17 protein-coding genes are annotated in these 19,049 nt (G+C 61.4%); 9 read left to right on the top strand and 8 right to left on the bottom strand.

Features of this window, described 5'->3' with window-relative positions; genetic code table 11:
- Both EOA23_RS04050 and EOA23_RS04045 read right to left on the bottom strand, forming a co-directional pair.
- A complete protein-coding gene (locus tag EOA23_RS04050) occupies positions 1-984 on the bottom strand; it encodes an alpha-ketoacid dehydrogenase subunit beta (RefSeq protein ID WP_127302970.1) in 984 nt (327 codons plus the stop codon).
- Complete coding sequence (locus tag EOA23_RS04045) at positions 972-1,925, bottom strand: thiamine pyrophosphate-dependent dehydrogenase E1 component subunit alpha (protein WP_245473988.1); 954 nt, start codon at positions 1,923-1,925, stop codon at positions 972-974. The genes EOA23_RS04050 and EOA23_RS04045 overlap by 13 nt, the downstream gene beginning before the upstream one ends.
- A 277-nt stretch (positions 1,926-2,202) precedes the next feature.
- On the opposite strand from EOA23_RS04045, the gene EOA23_RS04040 reads away from it, so the two are divergent.
- From EOA23_RS04040 to EOA23_RS04030, 3 genes are all read left to right on the top strand, one after another.
- Positions 2,203-3,264, top strand: a complete 1,062-nt coding sequence (locus tag EOA23_RS04040) for a 2-dehydropantoate 2-reductase N-terminal domain-containing protein (RefSeq protein ID WP_127302968.1) — start codon at positions 2,203-2,205, stop codon at positions 3,262-3,264.
- A gap of 86 nt (positions 3,265-3,350) precedes the next feature.
- Positions 3,351-3,752, top strand: a complete 402-nt coding sequence (locus EOA23_RS04035) for a hypothetical protein (protein ID WP_127302967.1) — start codon at positions 3,351-3,353, stop codon at positions 3,750-3,752.
- Between the two features lie 20 nt (positions 3,753-3,772).
- Positions 3,773-4,666 carry an intradiol ring-cleavage dioxygenase gene (locus EOA23_RS04030; RefSeq protein WP_127302966.1) on the top strand — a complete coding sequence of 298 codons (894 nt, stop codon included), beginning with the start codon at positions 3,773-3,775 and terminating at the stop codon, positions 4,664-4,666.
- A 701-nt stretch (positions 4,667-5,367) separates the two neighbouring features.
- Here EOA23_RS04030 and EOA23_RS04025 read toward each other — a convergent pair.
- From EOA23_RS04025 to EOA23_RS04015, 3 genes are all read right to left on the bottom strand, one after another.
- Positions 5,368-7,425, bottom strand: coding sequence for an FAD-dependent oxidoreductase (locus tag EOA23_RS04025; protein WP_189341491.1), 2,058 nt, complete (start codon positions 7,423-7,425; stop codon positions 5,368-5,370).
- A 14-nt stretch (positions 7,426-7,439) separates the two neighbouring features.
- The gene (locus EOA23_RS04020) at positions 7,440-8,279 is read right to left on the bottom strand and encodes a sugar phosphate isomerase/epimerase family protein (RefSeq protein ID WP_127302964.1); all 840 of its coding nucleotides are present in this window, start codon (positions 8,277-8,279) and stop codon (positions 7,440-7,442) included.
- A gap of 108 nt (positions 8,280-8,387) precedes the next feature.
- Positions 8,388-9,881 (bottom strand): FAD-dependent oxidoreductase, encoded by a 1,494-nt coding sequence (locus EOA23_RS04015; protein WP_127302963.1) that lies wholly within the window; start codon positions 9,879-9,881, stop codon positions 8,388-8,390.
- A 147-nt stretch (positions 9,882-10,028) separates the two neighbouring features.
- Between EOA23_RS04015 and EOA23_RS04010 the strand changes: the two genes are divergently transcribed.
- From EOA23_RS04010 to EOA23_RS04000, 3 genes are read left to right on the top strand one after another with little or no spacing between them, the layout of a single operon-like run.
- Positions 10,029-11,030, top strand: coding sequence for an SIS domain-containing protein (locus tag EOA23_RS04010; RefSeq protein WP_127302962.1), 1,002 nt, complete (start codon positions 10,029-10,031; stop codon positions 11,028-11,030).
- Positions 11,031-11,047: 17 nt separating this feature from the next.
- Positions 11,048-11,758: a GntR family transcriptional regulator gene (locus EOA23_RS04005; protein ID WP_127302961.1), complete on the top strand. Its 711-nt coding sequence runs from the start codon at positions 11,048-11,050 to the stop codon at positions 11,756-11,758.
- 10 nt (positions 11,759-11,768) lie between these two features.
- Positions 11,769-12,707, top strand: a complete 939-nt coding sequence (locus EOA23_RS04000) for an ornithine cyclodeaminase (RefSeq protein ID WP_127302960.1) — start codon at positions 11,769-11,771, stop codon at positions 12,705-12,707.
- Between the two features lie 3 nt (positions 12,708-12,710).
- On the opposite strand, the gene EOA23_RS03995 is transcribed toward EOA23_RS04000, so the two are convergent.
- From EOA23_RS03995 to EOA23_RS03985, 3 genes are all read right to left on the bottom strand, one after another.
- Positions 12,711-13,499: an amino acid ABC transporter ATP-binding protein gene (locus EOA23_RS03995; protein ID WP_127302959.1), complete on the bottom strand. Its 789-nt coding sequence runs from the start codon at positions 13,497-13,499 to the stop codon at positions 12,711-12,713.
- Positions 13,499-14,422: an amino acid ABC transporter permease gene (locus EOA23_RS03990; RefSeq protein WP_127302958.1), complete on the bottom strand. Its 924-nt coding sequence runs from the start codon at positions 14,420-14,422 to the stop codon at positions 13,499-13,501. The genes EOA23_RS03995 and EOA23_RS03990 overlap by 1 nt, the downstream gene beginning before the upstream one ends.
- Before the next feature lie 69 nt (positions 14,423-14,491).
- Complete coding sequence (locus EOA23_RS03985) at positions 14,492-15,337, bottom strand: ABC transporter substrate-binding protein (protein ID WP_127302957.1); 846 nt, start codon at positions 15,335-15,337, stop codon at positions 14,492-14,494.
- 258 nt (positions 15,338-15,595) lie between these two features.
- Between EOA23_RS03985 and EOA23_RS03980 the strand changes: the two genes are divergently transcribed.
- The 3 genes from EOA23_RS03980 to EOA23_RS03970 all read left to right on the top strand — a co-directional run bounded on the left by EOA23_RS03980 (position 15,596) and on the right by EOA23_RS03970 (position 19,045).
- Positions 15,596-16,684: a LacI family DNA-binding transcriptional regulator gene (locus EOA23_RS03980; RefSeq protein WP_127302956.1), complete on the top strand. Its 1,089-nt coding sequence runs from the start codon at positions 15,596-15,598 to the stop codon at positions 16,682-16,684.
- A gap of 64 nt (positions 16,685-16,748) precedes the next feature.
- Positions 16,749-17,630, top strand: coding sequence for a PfkB family carbohydrate kinase (locus EOA23_RS03975; RefSeq protein WP_127302955.1), 882 nt, complete (start codon positions 16,749-16,751; stop codon positions 17,628-17,630).
- Between the two features lie 791 nt (positions 17,631-18,421).
- Positions 18,422-19,045: an NAD(P)H-dependent oxidoreductase gene (locus EOA23_RS03970; protein WP_127302954.1), complete on the top strand. Its 624-nt coding sequence runs from the start codon at positions 18,422-18,424 to the stop codon at positions 19,043-19,045.
- The last annotated feature ends 4 nt before the right edge of the window (positions 19,046-19,049 follow it).

The raw sequence follows: 19,049 nt of genomic DNA, 5'->3' as shown, positions 1-19,049 counted from the left end.
TCAGTCCCCGTTCATGACGCGGCTTACGCGTTCGACAATGCGGTCGGCCGTCGGCAGGGCAATGTCCTCAAGATGGTCGGCAGCGGGCAGCGGAATGTGCGGCGTGGTGATCCGCACGCAGGGACCGTCGAGATCCCAGAATGCTTCGTCCGCCACGATCGAGACGATCTCGGCGCCCCAGCCGCACAGTCGCGGATTTTCCTCGACAGTGAACAGCCTTCCGGTCTTCACGACCGACCCCAGTATGGTCTGCGTATCGAGCGGCACCAGGCAGCGCACGTCGATCACCTCGGCGTCGATACCGTGTTCCGCCGAAAGACGCTTCGCCGCTTCCAGCGCCCTGGGCACCATCATGGCAAGGGCGACGATCGTGCAATCCTTGCCCGAGCGGAGGACCTTGGCGGTGCCGAGCGTGTCAACGATCTCACCGTCCGGCACCTCGCCCTTTACGGCATAGAGCGCCTTGTGCTCGTGGAAGATCACGGGATTGTTGTCGCGCACCGCCGCCGCCATCAAGCCGACGACGTCGACCGGCGAGGATGGAGCCACGACCTTAAGACCTGGGATCATCATCGACCAATTCTCGATCGACTGCGAATGCTGCGCGCCGAACCGAACGCCGCCGCCATTGCCGGTGCGGACCACAAGTGGCACCGACAATTGGCCGTTCGTCATGTAACGCGTCTTGGGAAATTCGTTGGCCACGTAGTCGAAGCACACTGCCATGAAGTCCGAGAACATGATCTCGGCGATCGGACGCAGCCCTGTCATTGCCGCGCCCATCGCCGCGCCGAGAATTGCCTGCTCCGATATCGGCGTGTCGCGCACCCGGCGTGGGCCGAATTCTTCGAGAAGTCCGATAGTGGCTTTGAAAACTCCGCCGGCCTTGGCGACGTCCTCGCCAAGAAACACGACCCGCTCGTCTCGGCGCATTTCCTGCGCTATGGCGCGCGCGACCGCGTCGCGGTATGTCAGTTCCGCCACGCCCAGCCTCCATCGTCATAAACATCAGCGGTGAGGAGCGTTTCGGGCGCAGGCGGAGAAGCCTTGCAAGCGGCCGTGGCTTCGTCGACCTTTTCCCGGCTTCGCTCTTCAATGCGGGAAATCTCGTTCGCCGGGATACCGAAATCGATGAGGCGCTGCCGATAGATCTTGAGAGGATCGCGCTCCAGCCAACGTTCGAGTTCGCCCTCGGGCCGGTATTTGGCGGGATCGGCCCTCGAATGGCCGGAGTGGCGATAGGTAAGGCACTCGATCAGTGAAGGCCCCTCGCCGCTGCGGGCCTTTTCCAGCGCTGCCCGCGCGCTGCGGTAGACGACGTCGGCGTCGTTGCCGTCGATGACAATCCGCTGGAGCCCATACGCGCTCGCGCGATCTCCCGCGGGATGCGGAACCGCCGTGACATCGCCGATCGGTGTGTATTCCATGTAAAGATTGTTCTCGCAGACGAACACGACGGGCAGCTTCCACACGACGGCGAAATTGAGGGCCTCGTGGAAAGCGCCAATATTGGTGGTCCCGTCGCCGAAGAAGCAGACGGCAACATCCGGGTCGCCGAGATACTGCGCCCTCCAGGCCGAGCCGCATGCGATCGGCAGATGGCCGCCGATGATGGCGTAGGAACCCATCACGCCATGCTCGACTGACGTCAGATGCATGGATCCGCCCTTGCCGCGCATCAGTCCGATGTCGCGCAGCATCAACTCCCCAAGCATCTTTTCCATACCCACGCCACGCGCCAGCGTGTGGGCATGGCCGCGATACGTGCAAAAGGATTTGTCGCCCGGCTGCATTGCGGCCCCGAACGCCGCCGCTATAGCTTCCTGGCCTAGAGACAGATGGCTCGTGCCTTTGATGAGATTTTGAAGGAAGAGGTCATACGCCCTCTTCTCGCAATCCCTGATCTCGACCTGGAGCTGGAACATCTCAAGTCGTTTGTCGATGCCGATATCGTCGTTCGACAGGGCGTTGCGCTGTCGCGCGCCCGCTCTTGAAGCTGCCATGATCTAACTCGATTCCTCCCACGCCTGTGATCGGCGCGATCTTGTCAGGATAGGAATCTGCCAGACAAAACCGGAGCTATTGCGATGCAATTTTCTCAGTTTGAGAATCTTCTATCGAGCATCCGCGCGTCAGTGGGCAGAGCCTGCTCTCAAGATCCCCACGACAAGAGGAGATCGTTCTGCCACGGAGGAGCCAATCATGAGGCGGATTGAGGGTCGCGGACCGCGTATCGCTTTCTTGGGAACGGGCGCCCAGGGTGCTTCGATCGGAGCCGATTTCGCGCTTGCCGGCCTCGACGTCACATTTATCGAGCAATGGCCTGCGCATGTCGAGGCAATCCGTGCGCATGGCGTCACGGTCAACCTGCCTGCTGAAACGATAAACGCCAAGGTTCCGGTGCTGCATCTGTGTCAGGTTGCAGAGGTCAAGGAAGCGTTCGACCTCGTCTTCCTTGTGGTCAAGGCTTACGACACCAAGTGGGCCACTCAGTTGATCTCGTCCTGCCTTGCCCCTGACGGACTTGTCGTTGGGCTTCAGAACGGCATGACGCACGAAGACATTGCCGAGGTCGTTGGCCAAGAGCGCACCGTAGGGGCGGTCATCGAGATCGCCTCCAACATGTTTACACCCGGCATCACCAACCGGCAAAATGACCGCACCACCTCCTGGTTCGCCCTCGGCGCCCTCGATGAAGCCACTCAACCTCGCGTGGAGGTCGTTGCCGAGTTGCTGCGAAATGCCGGAAGGGTCGAGGTTACCGACGATATTCGTTCCGCCAAATGGATGAAACTGGTGGTGAATGCGGCTGAACTGCTGCCGTCGGCGATCCTCAATCTGCCACTCGCAGACGCAGCGAGGGCGCCGGGCATGCTCGAAGTCATGCGGGCGGCGGGCTATGAGGCGATGAATGCCGCGCTAGCCGATGGCGCCAGTATCATCCCGATCATTGGCATGCCGCCAGTGACCACAAACCATCCCGAACGCTATGTCGACCGAATCTTCGAAGAGGTCCTCACCACCTTTTCCAAGCCGGACACGCTGACCACGTCGTTACAAGATTGGCGAAAGGGCCGCCGCGCCGAGGTTCAAGAGGTGAATGGCTGGGTTGTGGACGTGCTCAGGGCACACGGACAAAAGGCTCCAGTCAACAGACGGGTTGTGGAACTTGCCGTCGAAATCGAGAAGGGAAGACTTGAAGCGAAGCCTGAGAACGTTGGACTCCTCATCGAAGCCTTGGGGCCGAAAGCCGACCGCAGGTAGAGTGCTCCTATGGCCGAGCATGCTCACGTATTTTCCAGTGGTTGCCGAGATGAGGGCCGGCACGTGCCATCGATCTGCAAGAGCGCTTGTACTGGCTTTTAGACAGTCAGATAAACATTGATGGCAATGTAAAAAACTACGGCGATAAGGAAAAACAACATCCACATGCTGCTGGCTGGTCGCCGAAGGATGGCGGCGATCCGAGCATTCAGGCTATCGGCGATCTTCGTGGTCATGCCCTCGTCGGTACCTGCCTCGCTGAGACGACAGCTCCAAGGAAGAGCTGGCAGCAGATATTTGCCTCAAATCTTGGATCGGTCAACGCGTCTGACTTTTGGTACCAGCAAGAAGGCGTGAGATTGACGAAGAGCGACCTTGATCAGGCGGCCGATATCGCGACGAAAGCCTACCCAACGCGACAATCGATCGCGTGTCTATCTGCTCACTTCTGCAGGGCACATGGTAGGGGCGCGCATTCCACGCGTTGAGCTTCACCGGGAGGCGAAAAATGGATGAATACGAAAAAGGTTTCTTCACTGAGGAGAATTCGTTCGAGGTCGTGATCGCCCGCAACGACAAAGCCAAGGACGAGCGCATGAAGCAGGTAATGGAAGTTATCACTCGCAAGTTGCACGAGGCGGTGAAGGAGATCGAGCCGACGCAGCAGGAATGGATGCAGGCAATCACTTTCCTGACCCGGACAGGCCAGCTCTGCAACGAGTGGCGGCAGGAATTCATTTTACTGTCGGACGTCCTCGGCGTGTCGATGCTGGTCGATGCTATCAACAACCGCAAGCCCACTGGCGCCTCGGAATCCACGGTGCTCGGTCCCTTTCACGTCGCGAACGCGCCAGAGCTGCCGATGGGCGCCAACATCTGTCTGGATGCCAAGGGCGAGGACATGGTGATCCATGGCCGCATCCTCGACACCGAAGGTAGCCCGGTGGCCAATGCGTTGTTAGATGTCTGGCAGGCTAATGACGAAGGCTTCTACGACGTACAGCAAAAAGGTATTCAGCCCGACTTCAACCTCCGCGGGGTGTTCCGCACCGGCGCGGACGGCCGCTACTGGTTCCGTGCGGCGAAGCCGAGATTCTACCCTATCCCGAGTGACGGCACGGTCGGGAAGCTGCTCCAGACGCTCGGCCGACATCCTTATCGTCCGGCGCATCTTCACTTCATTCTCAAAGCTGACGGTTTCCACACACTGACCACCCACATCTTCGACCCCGAGGACCCCTACATCAATTCGGATGCAGTCTTCGGCGTTAAAGAAAGCCTGCTTGCCGAATTCAAGTGGGTGACGGACCCAAGCGCATCAGAGGGGTTAAGCTTTGCCGGGCCGTTTTGGGATGTGGAATATAACTTCGTCCTTGCGTCTGACCGAACTGACCGGACTTGAATAGATTTTGCACCTCGCGGCGCTCGGACCTGCCTGCGCGTAGGGGCCTAACGATGCTACGGCTAAGAGCTACCGGAATGCTCATTGGAATGGCTGGCAACAGATGCAAAGCTGCCGTTGGCCTGAGCTCAACCAGGCTGAATGTCTGACCTTGGGAGCTAAGCTGCCGTTCCGTAGATGCCAAATGCGATCTGCGAACGCATAGACTAAGCTTCTTGAATCGACTTCGGCGAACCGCCTCGTAAGCTATTGGCGAATAAGGATTATGTCAGTCGCTGAGGGTCGTCGTTCTCTACAGGAAATCAATATGTTAGCGGCTGGTTCGCCAACCCGTTTTCTTTGTATTCTCTCGTATGGTCTGGCGAACCCAATGACGATGAAAGAGATTAACTACCGGCTCGGGACAACGAAGTAGCCGCAGCTAAAGGACCCCCCGTGTGAATGGCCGAAAAAGGACGAGAGAAGCTCGACCGATTCCGGGAAGGGTTGCCGCCGTCCTGAGAACACCGCCAACGGAGGCATGCGGTACCGACAACCCCGACGAAGTACCCCACTGGCGAACCTCTAGGACACTGTGTGACTGAAGCTGCAGGCTGGAATAATCGATGTGTTCGCGCGCAAACGGTTTGCCGCGTCGCATAAAGAGCCGGGCCAACCGGAGAACGCTGGATCCGACCGAAAAGACCAGCTACTGTCGGACATCAAAATTGTATGCCGAGGCGCAAGGCGTCCAGCATCGCGGCATGAACCGACCGGCTGCTGACCGCATCGCCGATTTTGTGAAGTTCGAAACCGGAGGCCGGTCGCCCGCGCAAAGGAGCTGAGCCGGTCAGACTTTCGATCTCTGTGACCCCATCGTTTGTTGAGAGGGGACGCAATGCGTCAAAGATATCGTTCACCGGGATCGTGCCATGCTCGACTACGACTTGGGCGCAGATCACGTGCCTCTCGCGACCGGTAAGCAGGTGGCGCAAAACCACTTCCCGGCGCCTGTCTCGCGCACTGACGGACACGAGTTCGTACTCCAGCAGGATCGCGACATCGTGCTCGGCGAGCGCCCTGCGGTAGGTTATGCTCGAATGATGCTCCATCTCCGGCGCGACCGAAGGATCGCGAGCAACGAAAGTCACCGCCTTGCCCATTGCCGCGATCTCCGCGGCGGCCGAGGCAGCAGGATGGCGTCCGGTCGCGTCATAGATCAGCAAGTCGTCAGCCACTTGCGCGGGATTGCCGAGAGCGTCGAAGACGCTGAGGCAAAGCTCGTTTCCCGAAATCGGACCGAAGTCCGGAATGCCGCCGGTGGCGACGAGAACGAGATCCGGCGCTTCGACAAGAATGTCCGGCGCTTCAGCATAGACATTGAGCCGGACATCCACACCGAGGCGCTCAAGCTCGGCAATCCGCCAGTCGACGATGCCGATCAGGTCGCGGCGTAGCCGGGCCTTTGCGGCCAGCACCAATTGCCCGCCAAGCCGATCGGCGGCCTCAAACAGCACGACATTATGCCCACCTTCAGCCAACACCCTCGCTGCCTCCAGCCCTGCCGGCCCGCCGCCCACGACGACCGCCTTGCGTCCCGCATTCGGCGAGCGCTCGATCACCTGCGGCAGCCAGGTTTCGCGGCCCGTTGCCGGATTGTGGATGCAATGCACCGGACGATAGAGACAGTGCGAAGCGCCAACGCATGGACGGATCTGTTCTTGCCTGCCCGACTGCAGCTTGTTGACGATCTGCGGATCCGCCATGTGAGCCCGCGTCATGCCAACCATGTCGACCAGCCCCTGCTCTATCGCATAGCGCGCCGTAGCGACGTCGGCGATCTTGGCGGCGTGGAAGACGGGCAGGTCTGTTTCCGCCTTGAATGCTCCAACTTGGCCAAGCCACGGCGCTGACGGCGCCGACATGCCGGGAATATTGTAGACAAGGAGGTTCAGGCGGGTGTCGAATCGGCCGAAGATGCAGTTGAAGAAATCGACCAGCCCCTCACCCTCCAGCACATTGGCGACTTCGACCGCCTCGGCAAAGCTCAGGCCCTCGGCATGGTCCTCATCGATCGTGTAGCGGATGCCGAGCGGATAGTCCGCCCCGACCTGACTGCGGATCTCCTCATAGACCATGCGGAGGAACCGCATTCGGTTTTCCAGCGAGCCGCCGAATTCATCGCTGCGGCGATTGACCAGCGGCGAAAGGAACTGCCCAATGAGATGGCCGCCGGTCATGGTCTCGATGCCGTCGAGCCCGCCCTCGCGCGCCCGCCGGGCGGCCTGGCCAAACTCACGCACGATACGCGCGATATCGTGGCGATCCATCTCATGGGCGAAGCTGCGGTTGTAGTCCTCTCGGGAGTGGGAGGGGCCGAGTGCGGGGAGCCAGGCGCCGACCGTCGCGTTGGCACGCCGGCCGACATGCGAGATCTGGCACATCACTGCCGCGCCATGGCGATGGATTCGTTCCGAAAATGCCCCAAACACCGGAATGATCGCATCGTGCGATACGTCGAGCTGCGTGCCGCCCCAGCTCGTATCGGCGGAGATGCGGGCAGAACCGCCGAACATGGTTAGCGCAAGGCCGCCCTTCGCCTTCTCTTCGTGATAGCGCTGATAGGCCTCGAGCGGATAGCCGCTCTCGTCGAGAGCAGTCTCGTGGCTGGTGCTCATGATCCGGTTGCGCAGGGTAAGCCGGCCAAGTCGCAGCGGGCGCAGCAGCGGATCGGTACTGGTCGAAGCGGCCGGTCCGCTGAAGGCCCTTTCCTCCACCATCATGTCGCGCTACCTTATGCCCGGCCGAGGGCCTTGCGCATGGCCTGCACGCATTGCTTCAGCGGTGGGGTAGGATCGACATTGTATTTCCAGTTGGTGAGTTCGATCGTCAGCGAGCCCTCGTAGTTCTGGCTGCGCAGATAGCCGACTAGCTTGTCGAGATCGATGATGCCTTCGCCCCAGGCTAGATGGCTACCGGCAGCGTCCGAATCGGTGAAATGGACATGCGCGACGCGGCCGGCGAGATGGGTGAAATAATCCTCCGGCTGCTCACGCGTCATCACCGCACCCGCCACATCATAGACAGCATGCAGCGCAGGGCTTGCCAGCTGGTCCATCAATGCGCGGAGTTCCTTTGCCGAGCGGACTATATTGGCGAAGGAGTCCGGCAGAGATTCCATCCACAGGTCGATCCCGAGTTTCTGCGCGCGGTCGCAAAGGAGAGCCATGGAATCGACGCAGCGCTCCAGCGCCTCCGAGGCTGGCTCGTCGCGATAACCGCCTCCGGCCGTCACCAGCAGGGCCGGCGCGCCGCATTCGACAGCAAATTCCATCGACTCCAGAAAGTAGCGCACCGAACGGTCGCGCAGCTCCTGCTCCTTTGCCGAGATGTTGATGGGATAGATGCACTGCTCCGGGGTGAACGCGACAATGTCGAGTCCCATGCCGCGCAGCTTCTGCCCAAGCGCCCGCGCGTCGGCGAGCGTCTTGTCACCGATGTAGAAATGCGGGGCGGCGGCCCAGAGCTCGATGCGCGACACGCCCGCCTCGCAGACATCGTGCAGAAAACGATCCACCGTATGACGGATATAATGGAAATTCATCACGCTGATGTTGCGCTCGTCGAGTGCCATTGCATTTCTTCCGCTGGGGGCTTCCGCCTGGTCATTCAACCCGGTTCAACGCCTGTTTTGTGAGAGCGTTTTCTCACGCAATACAATTAAAACCATCACGCTGGTCTGTTAGGGATCGGCAGCAGGTAAGCGCAGGCCGAACTGAGTGACCGCCTCCTCCCGGAACCGGGCAATCTGGATCGCCTTTTCCCGCGACGTCCAGCTAAGATGCGGCGCGGCCAACTCTGCGGCCATTTCGGCATGGCTGACGCCGAGATCCGGCTCCCACCCCACAGACAGGCGGCGGCGCAGGATATCCGAAAGCGTGCGGGCCTGCTCATTGAGCACCGCATGGGCGACCGAGGCTTCCGATACGCGGTCCATGTCCGTCACCGGCGGGTATGCGCGACGGAGCGGGCGCGGACATCCAGACGGCTTCAGCCGGCGGGCGACCGCGCGCGTCAGCCGCCGTCCGGCATCGCGGTGGGTCATCAGCAGCCCGCCGGTGAAGAGAAAGACGTTCGGCAGACCTTCCTCGGTAAGATCGTGCTCGAGCACCGCCGGTCCCGACCCCTTGCCGCCTCGAGCAAGGCTGCGCGGCCGCACGCCTGCCCAGGAATAGCGCACATCGTCGCGACTGAGCCTCAGGCCCGGAAACAGCCGGCCCAACTGATCCAGAATGGCGGCGATCTCCGTCTCGCTGGCACGAAACCCTTCGGGCCTGCCATCACAGGGGCAATCCCAAGGGCCGACATAGTGTAATTCACCCCATGGGATCAGGTAGAAGGGGGCGCCCGCGGCCGTGACGGTCTGGAAGCCGATGCCGCTCAGATTATCCGGCAGACGGACAACGATATTCGTGCCCTTTTCGCCGGCGTTCTTGCGAATGTGCCCCGCTCCAGCCAGCGCGGTGATCTCGTCGACCCAGGCGCCCGCGCAATTCACCACAGCGCGCGCCGCCACATCACGAATTCCTTCCGGCGAGTTCAGTGTGACCCGCCACAAATCATTCTCGCGCGAAAGCGCGGTCACCGCCGTATGATTCAGGGCCTCCATGCCAATCGTGCGCGCCCTCATCACTGCATCGACCACGATGCGCTCGGGCCAATGATACTGGTATTCCGTGAAGCTCATCGCGCCGTGAAGGCCTTCGATTTCCATTCCCTTGAGAGCGGCATCCGCTCGCGCCTCTTCCGCGGATAGAATGCGAAGGTCCAACGGAACCTCTCCGCCGTCGCTCGCCGCCATCAGCTTGAAGGCGAGCCGGGCCTTCCAGCCAGGAATGGCATTCTCGCGCGTCAGTGGAACGATGAAGGTGACGGGCTTTAACCGTTCCGGCGCGGCGCGGACAAACTCCGCCCGCCCCTGCATGGCGCGACGCATGAGGCTGAGGCACTCGATCGCGCCGGACGGCCGGGCCAGGAAAGCAGCGATCGATCTGCTGGCGGCGGAGAGATAGCCTAGCCCGCAATGCTGCAGCCGCGAGGTCTTGCTGGACGTGCCGGAGCCGTAGTCGTCGCGCTCGACGAGCAGCGTGCGATAGCCCGCCGCCGTCAGATGTTCGCCCGCGGCCGCCGCGATGATGCCGCCGCCGACGACGACGGTGTCGTAAGTCTGGACCACGTTCAGCCTTTGCCGAGTGCAACAGTAATGCGTTAAAGCTCAAGATGTGAGAACGTTCGCAAGATTCCTCGGGCGGTGTCAAGCCCGCTTGACGGGAATACGAAGGATATAATACGTATTATGACGTTATACAGAAAGGTAAGAGCCATGTCCCTCCCCTCCGCCTTTGATCCCGGCGTCACCGCAGTACTTTCCGCACTCGATCTAAAAGCGGTAAAGCATGTGTTCTTCGTCGCCTGTGGCGGCTCGCTGTCGATCATGCATCCGGCCAAATTCCTCTTCGACCAGCATGCGTCGCTGCCCTCGGACGTCTATAACGCCGCCGAGTTCGTCGCCCGCGCGCCGCGCTCGCTGGACAGGAATTCTCTGGTCGTTCTTTGCTCGATGACCGGCACCACCAGGGAGACTACCGCCGCCGCCGAGTTCTCCCGGTCGAAGGGCGCGATGACCATCGGCCTGACGATGGAGCCCGCTTCCCCGCTCGCCAGGGCGGTCGATCATGTCGTAGGCTTCGAGGCTCCCTACACGACCGGCGTGGCGATCGACGCCAGGAACAGCAACTATTCGCGCATCTACCAGATCGTCATGGGCCTTGTGTCCTTGACCGGCGGCGAGGATCTGACTGAGTCGCTGATCGAAAGCCTTTTTGCCCTGCAACCGGCCATCGACGGCGCCCAGGCCGCCTTCGCACCGATGTTCGAGGACTATGCCCCACGGCTCGCCAAGAAGGACGTGATCTATACGGTTGCCAGCGGCGCCAATTACGGCGCGGCCTATTCCTTCGCAATCTGCGTGCTCATGGAAATGCAATGGATCAACAGCCAGGCGATCCATGCCAATGAATTCTTTCACGGCCCCTTCGAGGTGGTGGACAAGGATCGTGCCTTCATCCTGATGAAGGGTCTCGACAGCACGCGGCCCCTCGAGGAGCGCGCCGACGAGTTCCTGCACCGCTTCGGCTCGGCGGAGAACATCCTGGTCCTCGATGCCGAAAAGCTCGACCTCTCTGGTATCGACCCTCGGTTCCGGGGCAATGTCGTGCCGCTGATCTTCTTCGATACGCTCTGGCGTTTCGCCTATAAAATCGCCGATCTGCGCCAGCATGAGATGCTCGAGGCACGGCGCTACATGAAGAAGATCGCCTATTGATTAAGCCGGGAGGGCGGATGGAAGACCGAGAACACCTTTTGCCGCTCTATGAACAGGTCCGGCAATCGATCGTGACCGGCATCGAGACCGGCCAGTTCGCCGAGGGCAGCTTCCTGCCCCCCGAACCGGAACTGATGTCGCTATACCGCGTCAGCCGTATAACGCTGAGGCGCGCGATCGGCGAGCTCTGTGCCGATGGCCGCCTTCAGCGACAGCAGGGTCGCGGCACGGTGGTCATGCCACGCAAGGTGCGGCAAACGCTCGTCTCGCTTTCGGGTTTTTCCGAAACCATGGACGGTCTCGGGCGAAAGGCCGGCCACCGCATCCTTTCGCGCGACGACAATCCCAACGCGCCCGCCATCCGCGATCGTCTGCAGGCCGTGTCGCTGATCCGCTTCGACCGGCTGCTGGAGGACGACGGCCGGCCGATGACGCTCGAAACACTCTGGTTCGATGCGGTGCGTTTCCCTCAGGTGATTGAGCCCGTCGCCGCTGGCGGCTCCTTCTTCGCCGCGTTGCGCGACAAGGCAGGCATAGTGCCGGCCCATGCGGAGCGGCAGATCGACGTCGGCCTCGCCTCGACCGGTGAGCGCAGCATCCTTGCCATCAGGGCTGCCCAGCCGGTCTACAGGATAGACAAGATCGTCACCGACGCCGAGGGGCGTCCGCTCGCACTTTCGAAGCTGGTCACGCCAAGCAATCTGGTCAGCTACACGATCAAGACCTGAAAGGTTCGACATGCGCGTTTTCGATGCAGCCGCTGTCCATGCGGCGCTTCCTTGGCCTTTTCTGATCGAGGCGCTGCGCAAGGCGCATCTGGGATCTATGCCCGCCTCGGATGTGGTGGTGCAATCCGATCCCGCCGGCGGCGAAGCACAGTTCATCACCCTGCCCGGCTGGGCGCCGGGCGGGCCGATCGCCGTGAAGATGGTCGGCGTGTTTCCTCAAAATGCCGCACTTCGGCCACCGCAGCCCGCGGTTCAGGGTTTGGTGGCGCTGTTCGACGGCGCGACAGGCGCTCCGCTTCTCGCGGCCGACGGCGCGGCCATGACGGCACGAAAGACCGCCGCCGATTCCGCCCTTGGCTCATCCATTCTGGCAAGGCATGACGTAGCTGACCTGTTGATCGTCGGCGCCGGCGCGCTGGCCCCGCATTTCGCCGAAGCTCATTTGGCGGCACGCCCATCTCTGCGGCGGATCACGATCTGGAACCGCACGGCGGCGCGAGCCGAAGCGGTTGCGGCCCAGCTCCGTGAAAATGGCATCGACGCCGCCGCCAGCGAGGACCTCGAGGGGTGCCTCGCCCGCGCTGACGTGGTGTCTTGCGTAACGATGTCGGACAAGGCGCTGGTCAAGGGCGCGCTCCTGCGCCCGGGCACCCATCTCGACCTGGTCGGCGCCTATCTTCCCACGCTGCGCGAGGCCGACGACACAGCGCTGGCGCGCGGCACGATCTTCGTCGACAGCCGCAACAATATGAAGAGCGGCGGCGACCTTTCGCAGGCGGTCGCGTCAGGCGCGATAACGTGGGAAACCGTTAAGGCCGATCTCTTCGAGCTTGTCCAAGGCAAAATGCAAGGCCGCACCCGCGCAGACCAGATCACTGTGTTCAAGAACAACGGCGGCGCGCATCTTGATCTTTTTACCGCCTCTGCACTTTCGCAAACGCTCGGCTGAGCGTCAGGCGTCGGCCAGGACACGTGCAAGGAAGCCGCGCGTGCGCTCGTGCTGCGGGCGGGTCAGCACCTCGACCGGACGTCCTTGCTCGACAATGACCCCACCATCGATGAAGATCAGGTGGTCCGCCACGTCGCGTGCAAAGCCCATCTCGTGCGTAACCACGACCATGGTCATCCCGTCGTCGGCCAGCTGGCGCATCACCCCGAGAACCTCGCCGACGAGTTCTGGATCGAGCGCCGATGTCGGCTCGTCGAACAGCATGAGGTCCGGCTTCATCGCCAGGGAGCGAGCGATTGCCGCACGCTGCTGCTGGCCGCCGGAAAGCTGCGCGGGGTAATAGTTCGCGCGCTCACTCATGCCGACGCGTTCCAGAAGCACCCTGGCTTCTGCGATCGCGGTCGCGCGCGGCACGCGCCTGACCAGGACCGGTGCCTCGATGACGTTTTCCAGCACGGTTTTGTGCGGGAAAAGATGGAAGCCCTGGAAGACCATGCCCATGCGCTGCCGCTGACGGGCGAGCTCGTTGAAGCTCATCTCATAGAGCTTGTCACCCTTCCAGCGAACGCCGATTGGCTCCCCGCGCAGGAAGATGGCGCCCCCGGTCGGCTTTTCAAGATAATTGAGGCAGCGGAGAAGCGTGCTCTTGCCCGAACCTGAAGGGCCAACGATGCAGGTCACGTCGCCACGCATCACCGCGAGGTCGATGCCGCGCAACACTTCGTGCGAGCCGAAGCTCTTGCGCAGGCGTTCGACCTTCAGCAGCGGCTCGAAGTCGGTATCGGCGTTCATCACAGGGCCTCCTGCTGGCGCGCGAACAGGCGGAAGGGTAAAATCCAACCCTTGTTCTTGTTTGCGGCGGCGCTGTGTTCGGATTTCAATCGCTGCTCGACGGCATGCTCTACGAGCGTCAGGATCGTGGTGAGTGCTAGATACCAGATCGTCGCGACCAGTAGCAGCGGCACCGTCTGATAGGTGCGCGCATAGACCATTTGGGCGGAGTAGAGCAGATCGGGCAGCGCCAGCACGGAAACGAGTGAGGTGAATTTCAGCATCGAGATCGTGTCGTTGCCGATTGGCGGAATGACGATGCGAAGCGCCTGCGGCAACACGATACGGCGAAGCGTCTGGCCGCGCGTCATGCCGAGCGTTGCGGCCGCCTCCGTCTGGCCGACATTCACGGCCTGGATGCCGGCGCGGATCATTTCGGCGGCATAGGCGCTTTCCGTGAAGGCAAGGCCCATGATCGCTGCGCTGAAGGGGGTGATCAGTTCATTGGTGTTCCAGGAGATTAGCTTTGGCCCGCCGAACGGAATACCAATCGAGATCTCTGGAAGCAGCAGCGCCAGGTTATACCAGAAGATCATCTGCACGAGCGGCGGCACGCCGCGGAAGAACCAGATCCAGCCCCAGCTCACCGTCTGAAAGACGCGACTGCCCGACAGGCGCATGATCGCCAGGACGACGCCGATTGCAAGTCCGAGCACCATGGCGAGGAAGGTCAGAAGAAGCGTCATGCCGAGGCCCGACAGGATCGCCGGGTTCAACATATACTCAGCGACCACGCCCCACTGCATGTTCTTGTTGGTGACCAGCACCTGCAGGAAGACGATCGCAAAGATCGTCAGAACCGCGCCGCCGATCCAGTGACCTATCTTCGGCACCGCAATGGGCTTGCAGTCATGGATCGAGCGGTGTGGCGGTCCTTCAGGCATTGTCATTCCTCGCTGCGGTCGTGGCCTTCTGCCCCGGCCCGAACGAAGCCTCGGGCCGGGGAACGCGCCTCACAGATCCGCCGGGTGCTCTTCCGTGATCAGGAGGGCCTTTTTCAGCATCCCGGAATCGTTCAGGCCCCACTTGGCCATGATCTTCTCATAAGTGCCGTCGTTGATCATCGACTGGATCGCATCCGCCATCACCTGGCCGAGCGGATCGCCCTTGCGGACGCCGATGCAGCTGTTGACCGGCGACAGGACCAGGTCCGACACTTTCAGGTCGCCGGTCTGCTTGGCCATATAGGCGAGCTTGACGGAGCCGGCCACTGTAGCTTGGGCGCGATTGGAACGGACGGCAAGTTCGGCCTGGGCCTGCGTGCCATGCGTTTGCATTGTGATCGGCTTGTCCTTGCATTCATTGGCGTTCAGCTTCTCGAGAAGGCCTATGTCCCAAGAGCCGTTCAGCACGGCGACCGTCAAGCCGCAGCCGTCGGTCGGAGTCTTGATATTGAGCTTGCTGTCCTTGGGATAAGCGAACGAGGTGCCGATCTTCCGCTGCGAGACGAAGTCGAGCGTCTTCAAGCGTTCCGCGGTCGTGCCGAAGGAGGAGAAGCCGGCGTCGAAGCGCTTCGATTGCAGTCCCGGAATGATGGCGTCGAAGCTGGTGGCTTCGAATTTGAAAGGCACGCCGAGCCGTTCCTGCATCTCCTTTGCTATATCGACACTCCATCCTTTCAGATGGCCGTCGGAGTCAAGGAATTCGTCGGGGGCCCAGTCGTTGAACACCGCGGCCTTGATGCCGTTTTCCTTGTATTCTTGCGGCAGCGCGTCGTGCAGGGCCGGGATGACATCGGCAAGCGCCGGCATCGCTATCACCGCGCTTAGAATACAGCCGGCCAGAATGGATTTGAACATCACTACCTCCTTCTTGTGATGGACCGATGGTCCCCATCACGTTCTCCCGTGTCTTTCACTTTTGTTGCGAGAACGCTCTCACATATGAGATACTGATAAACAGCATCCGTCAAGCGTCGACTCCAAGAAATGTCATCGCAACATCGGTGACAAAGCCTTTCGGCGCGGCGCCTGCCCGAACGGGGTTGCCGTATCTTTGCAGACCAGACATGATAAATTCTCATTCGATTCCGGCTGGAATGTGAGAAGGGCTGCCACGTGGCTTCAAAAAGCAAGGCGACGATCACGGACGTTGCGCGCGCCGCAGGGGTCTCTACCGCAACCGCGGGACGTGTGCTGGGAGGGTACGGCTACACCAGCGAAGAAAAGAAGGAGCAGGTTCTCAAGGCGGCGCAACATCTTGGCTACCGGCCCAATGCACTCGCGCGCGGCCTGATCACCGGCAAGACCAGGACGCTGGGCGTGGTCGCCGGCGATATCCAGAATCCATTCTACGCTTCGGTTCTGCGCGGCATCTCCAATGTGGCCGAGGCCAATGGCTTCGGCCTTCTCATCACAAATAGCGACGAGGCTCAACAAAAGGAGGTCCATTCGGTCGAGCTCCTGGCGCAAAAGCAGGTGGACGGGCTGATAGTCACCCCCAGCGACACGCGCAAGGCGCGGCACCTGCACAATCTGAGAGCGATGGGCATGCCCCTGGTGCTGATCGACAGGACCGTCGCCGGCCTGCAGGTCGACCGTGTTGCGACCGACAACATTGCCGCCGCCGAGCACGCCGTGCGCCATCTGATCGCAGCCGGGCATCGGCGCATCGGCATCGTGGCGGAACTCGCCGACGAGGAGAGTGCCAGGCTGGACATTTTCCTAGCGCGCGCCGTCGTCGGCGACCCGATCGAAAGCGAGACGCTTTATCCGAGTTGGCAACGCCTTCTCGGCTATATCCGCGCGCATCGGATCGAGGGCCTGCCCGTCGACCCGCGTCTGACACTGCGCGCCGGAAGCTATTCCGCGGCCGCCGCGCAAGCGATCGTCCCGCGCTTGATGACGGCGCCTGATCCGCCCACAGCCCTGTTCACGACCGACGGCACCATGTCCGAAGGCGCGATGCGCGCGCTGAGCGAGTTGCGAGTGTCCATCCCGCAGGACCTGTCGCTGGTCTGTTTCGACGATCTCGACTGGATGAGCTTCCATCGTCCGGGCATCACGACCGTTGCGCAACCCCGCCTTGCGATGGGCGAGGCGGCGGCGCGGATGCTGTTGGAGCGCATCCGGGGTGAAGATTATCCGCCGCGAACCGTGTTGATGCCGGCCGAATTGATCGAACGTGGGTCCGTCAGCCGGCTTTGACCGGCTTGCCATTTATAAGACACTACGGTAGTTGAGAACGTTCTCACTCCGGAGAAAGTGGCTGATGTCCCGCCCCGTCAGAATATTCGCCTTCGGCGACAATGTGGTCGATTGCTACCCTGACCGGAACCTGATGTACCCCGGTGGGAACTGCGTCAACCACGCCGTTTTCGCTCGCCGCGCAGGCGCCGAGACGGCCTATGCAGGCGCGGTCTGCGATGACGATGCCGGCCGCTTGATCAAGCGGGCTCTGACTAATGAGGGGGTGGACGTGTCCTCGCTTCGGGTCGAACAGGGACAGACCGCCTATTGCCTGATCGAGACGAGGAATGGTGACCGGGTCTTCGTCGGGGCCAATCTCGGCGTCTCCATCGTCGCACCCTCGGCAAGCGACATGGCGCGGCTTGGCGATTTCGATGCCATTCACACCGGGCGATCGAGCCATGTCGACGCATGGCTACCGCGCTTCGCCCGGGCGACGAAGGTCTCATACGACCTGGCGACCGCTCACGACCCGGAGCGCATTGCGCAGGTCGCGTCGCATTGCTTCCTCCTCTCCTTATCGGGCGGCGAAAAAGCCCGCGCCGACGCCCTGGCGCTCGGCCGGCACGCTCTGTCGGGCGGCGCGCGCTGGGCGCTCGTCACTCGAGGTATCGAAGGCGCTCTTTTGATGGGCGAGTCGGGCGTGTTCGAGGCGCCGGCCCAGCCCGTCGAAGCGGTCGATACCCTGGGGGCGGGCGACACGTTCATTGCGAATGTTCTGGTCGGTCTGTTGAATCGCGACAGGCCCGACGCCATCCTCGCGAAGGCGGCGGAGGCGGCGGCGATTACATGCCTGACGAGCGGTGCATTCGGCTATCCGGCAACCATGAGCGTGGACCTCTCAAAAATGATGACGCTCGACGAAATCTACCGCACCACCGAGCCCGCAGCGGCTCCTCAATAGATTCGATCTTCGCAGCCTGAAATGCCATAGGGCAAACCTCGCCATTGCCCGCCTTGCTCGCCGCCTTCGTTGCTTTAGAAGGCGCCAAAATCCTTCCATGTTCGAGTTGCCGCGCAAAAGCTGCCGTTCACAGCATAGGCCGCTGCCGGCAGGTCCGCGTAGACCAGTCCCCCTTGCGCGATCAAACCGCTGTTCCAAGACCCTTCGGGCAGGCAGAGGTGCGAGATGCCCTGTGGGGCGGTGCGATTCAGTCCCGGGTATGGCAGTCCCGAGAACGAACTGCACGACGTCGTCATGGCTGGGCATGGGCATCTGTTGCTCCTGTCAATAAAAGAAATCAGAGAACTGACCATTCGCGGCCGCGGGGCGTAGCAGACCTCTTGCTCGATCTACACGTGCTGCCTACGATACATTCGTTTGGGCTCGACAGTCCCACTCGGGAACCGAACCTTATCCACAGAAATATTTTGTTGGTATTTCTGTTGGTAGCAGCTGCGGTTGAGCTTCCCCTAAGCATCTGAAAGCAAAATAGGATTTTCTTTACTTGGATTCCGCCTCTGGCATCATCAACTTCAGGTTGCGCATCCCTGCACCTAAACCTTTGTTTTCGTACTCGACTCCGTTAACCGGAACCGAACCGGCGCTTGAGGCGCGTGAGGTCGCGACGGCATTCTGGCCACGCCCACCTTGCCAATGAAAACACCTGACTGTTTCCGGCTGGCTGTTGCGCAGAAAGAGGCAACCAGTGTCTGCCCTCCGCGTTGGTCATCATGTTCAGTCGGGAAGATTCGATGCCGCTCACCGCTTTTGCCTTGAATTGCACACTCAAGACGCCTCGGGACGATGACGAGTCCTCGACCGATCGAATGCTTGCTGAGTTGACCAAGGCCTTGGCGGCACATGACGTCGGATGCGAAATGGCACGTGCGCTCGCCCACAACATCAAGCCCGGCGTGCTCTCCGACATGGGCGAAGGCGACGACTGGCCGAAGCTGCGGGAAAAGATCCTGGCCGCCGACATCTTCATCCTTGGCCTGCCGATCTGGATGGGGCAGCCGTCATCCGTTGCCAAGCGCGTGATGGAGCGGATGGACGCATTCCTGTCCGAGACCGACGAGAGCGGACGCATGCCGGCCGCCGGCAAGGTCGCGCTGGTGGCGATTGTCGGCAATGAGGATGGCGCACACCACTGCCATGCCGAGTGCTATCAGGCGCTCAACGATGTCGGCTTCACCGTTCCCGCCAATGGCGGCGTTTACTGGGTTGGAGAAGCGATGGGCGACGTCAACTTCGTCGATCTTCCCGGGACACCGGAGAAAGTCGTCAGCATGATCAAGATGGCGGCTTCCAACGCCGCTCATCTGGCCGCGCTCTTCAAGACGCAGAACTATGCCGGTGTCCCTGCCGGCGATTAATGTC

Source organism: Mesorhizobium sp. M2A.F.Ca.ET.042.01.1.1 (assembly GCF_003997405.1).
GTDB lineage: Bacteria > Pseudomonadota > Alphaproteobacteria > Rhizobiales > Rhizobiaceae > Mesorhizobium.
Note: the sequence above shows the minus strand (reverse complement) of the source record. Positions and strands in the feature narration are given on the sequence as shown.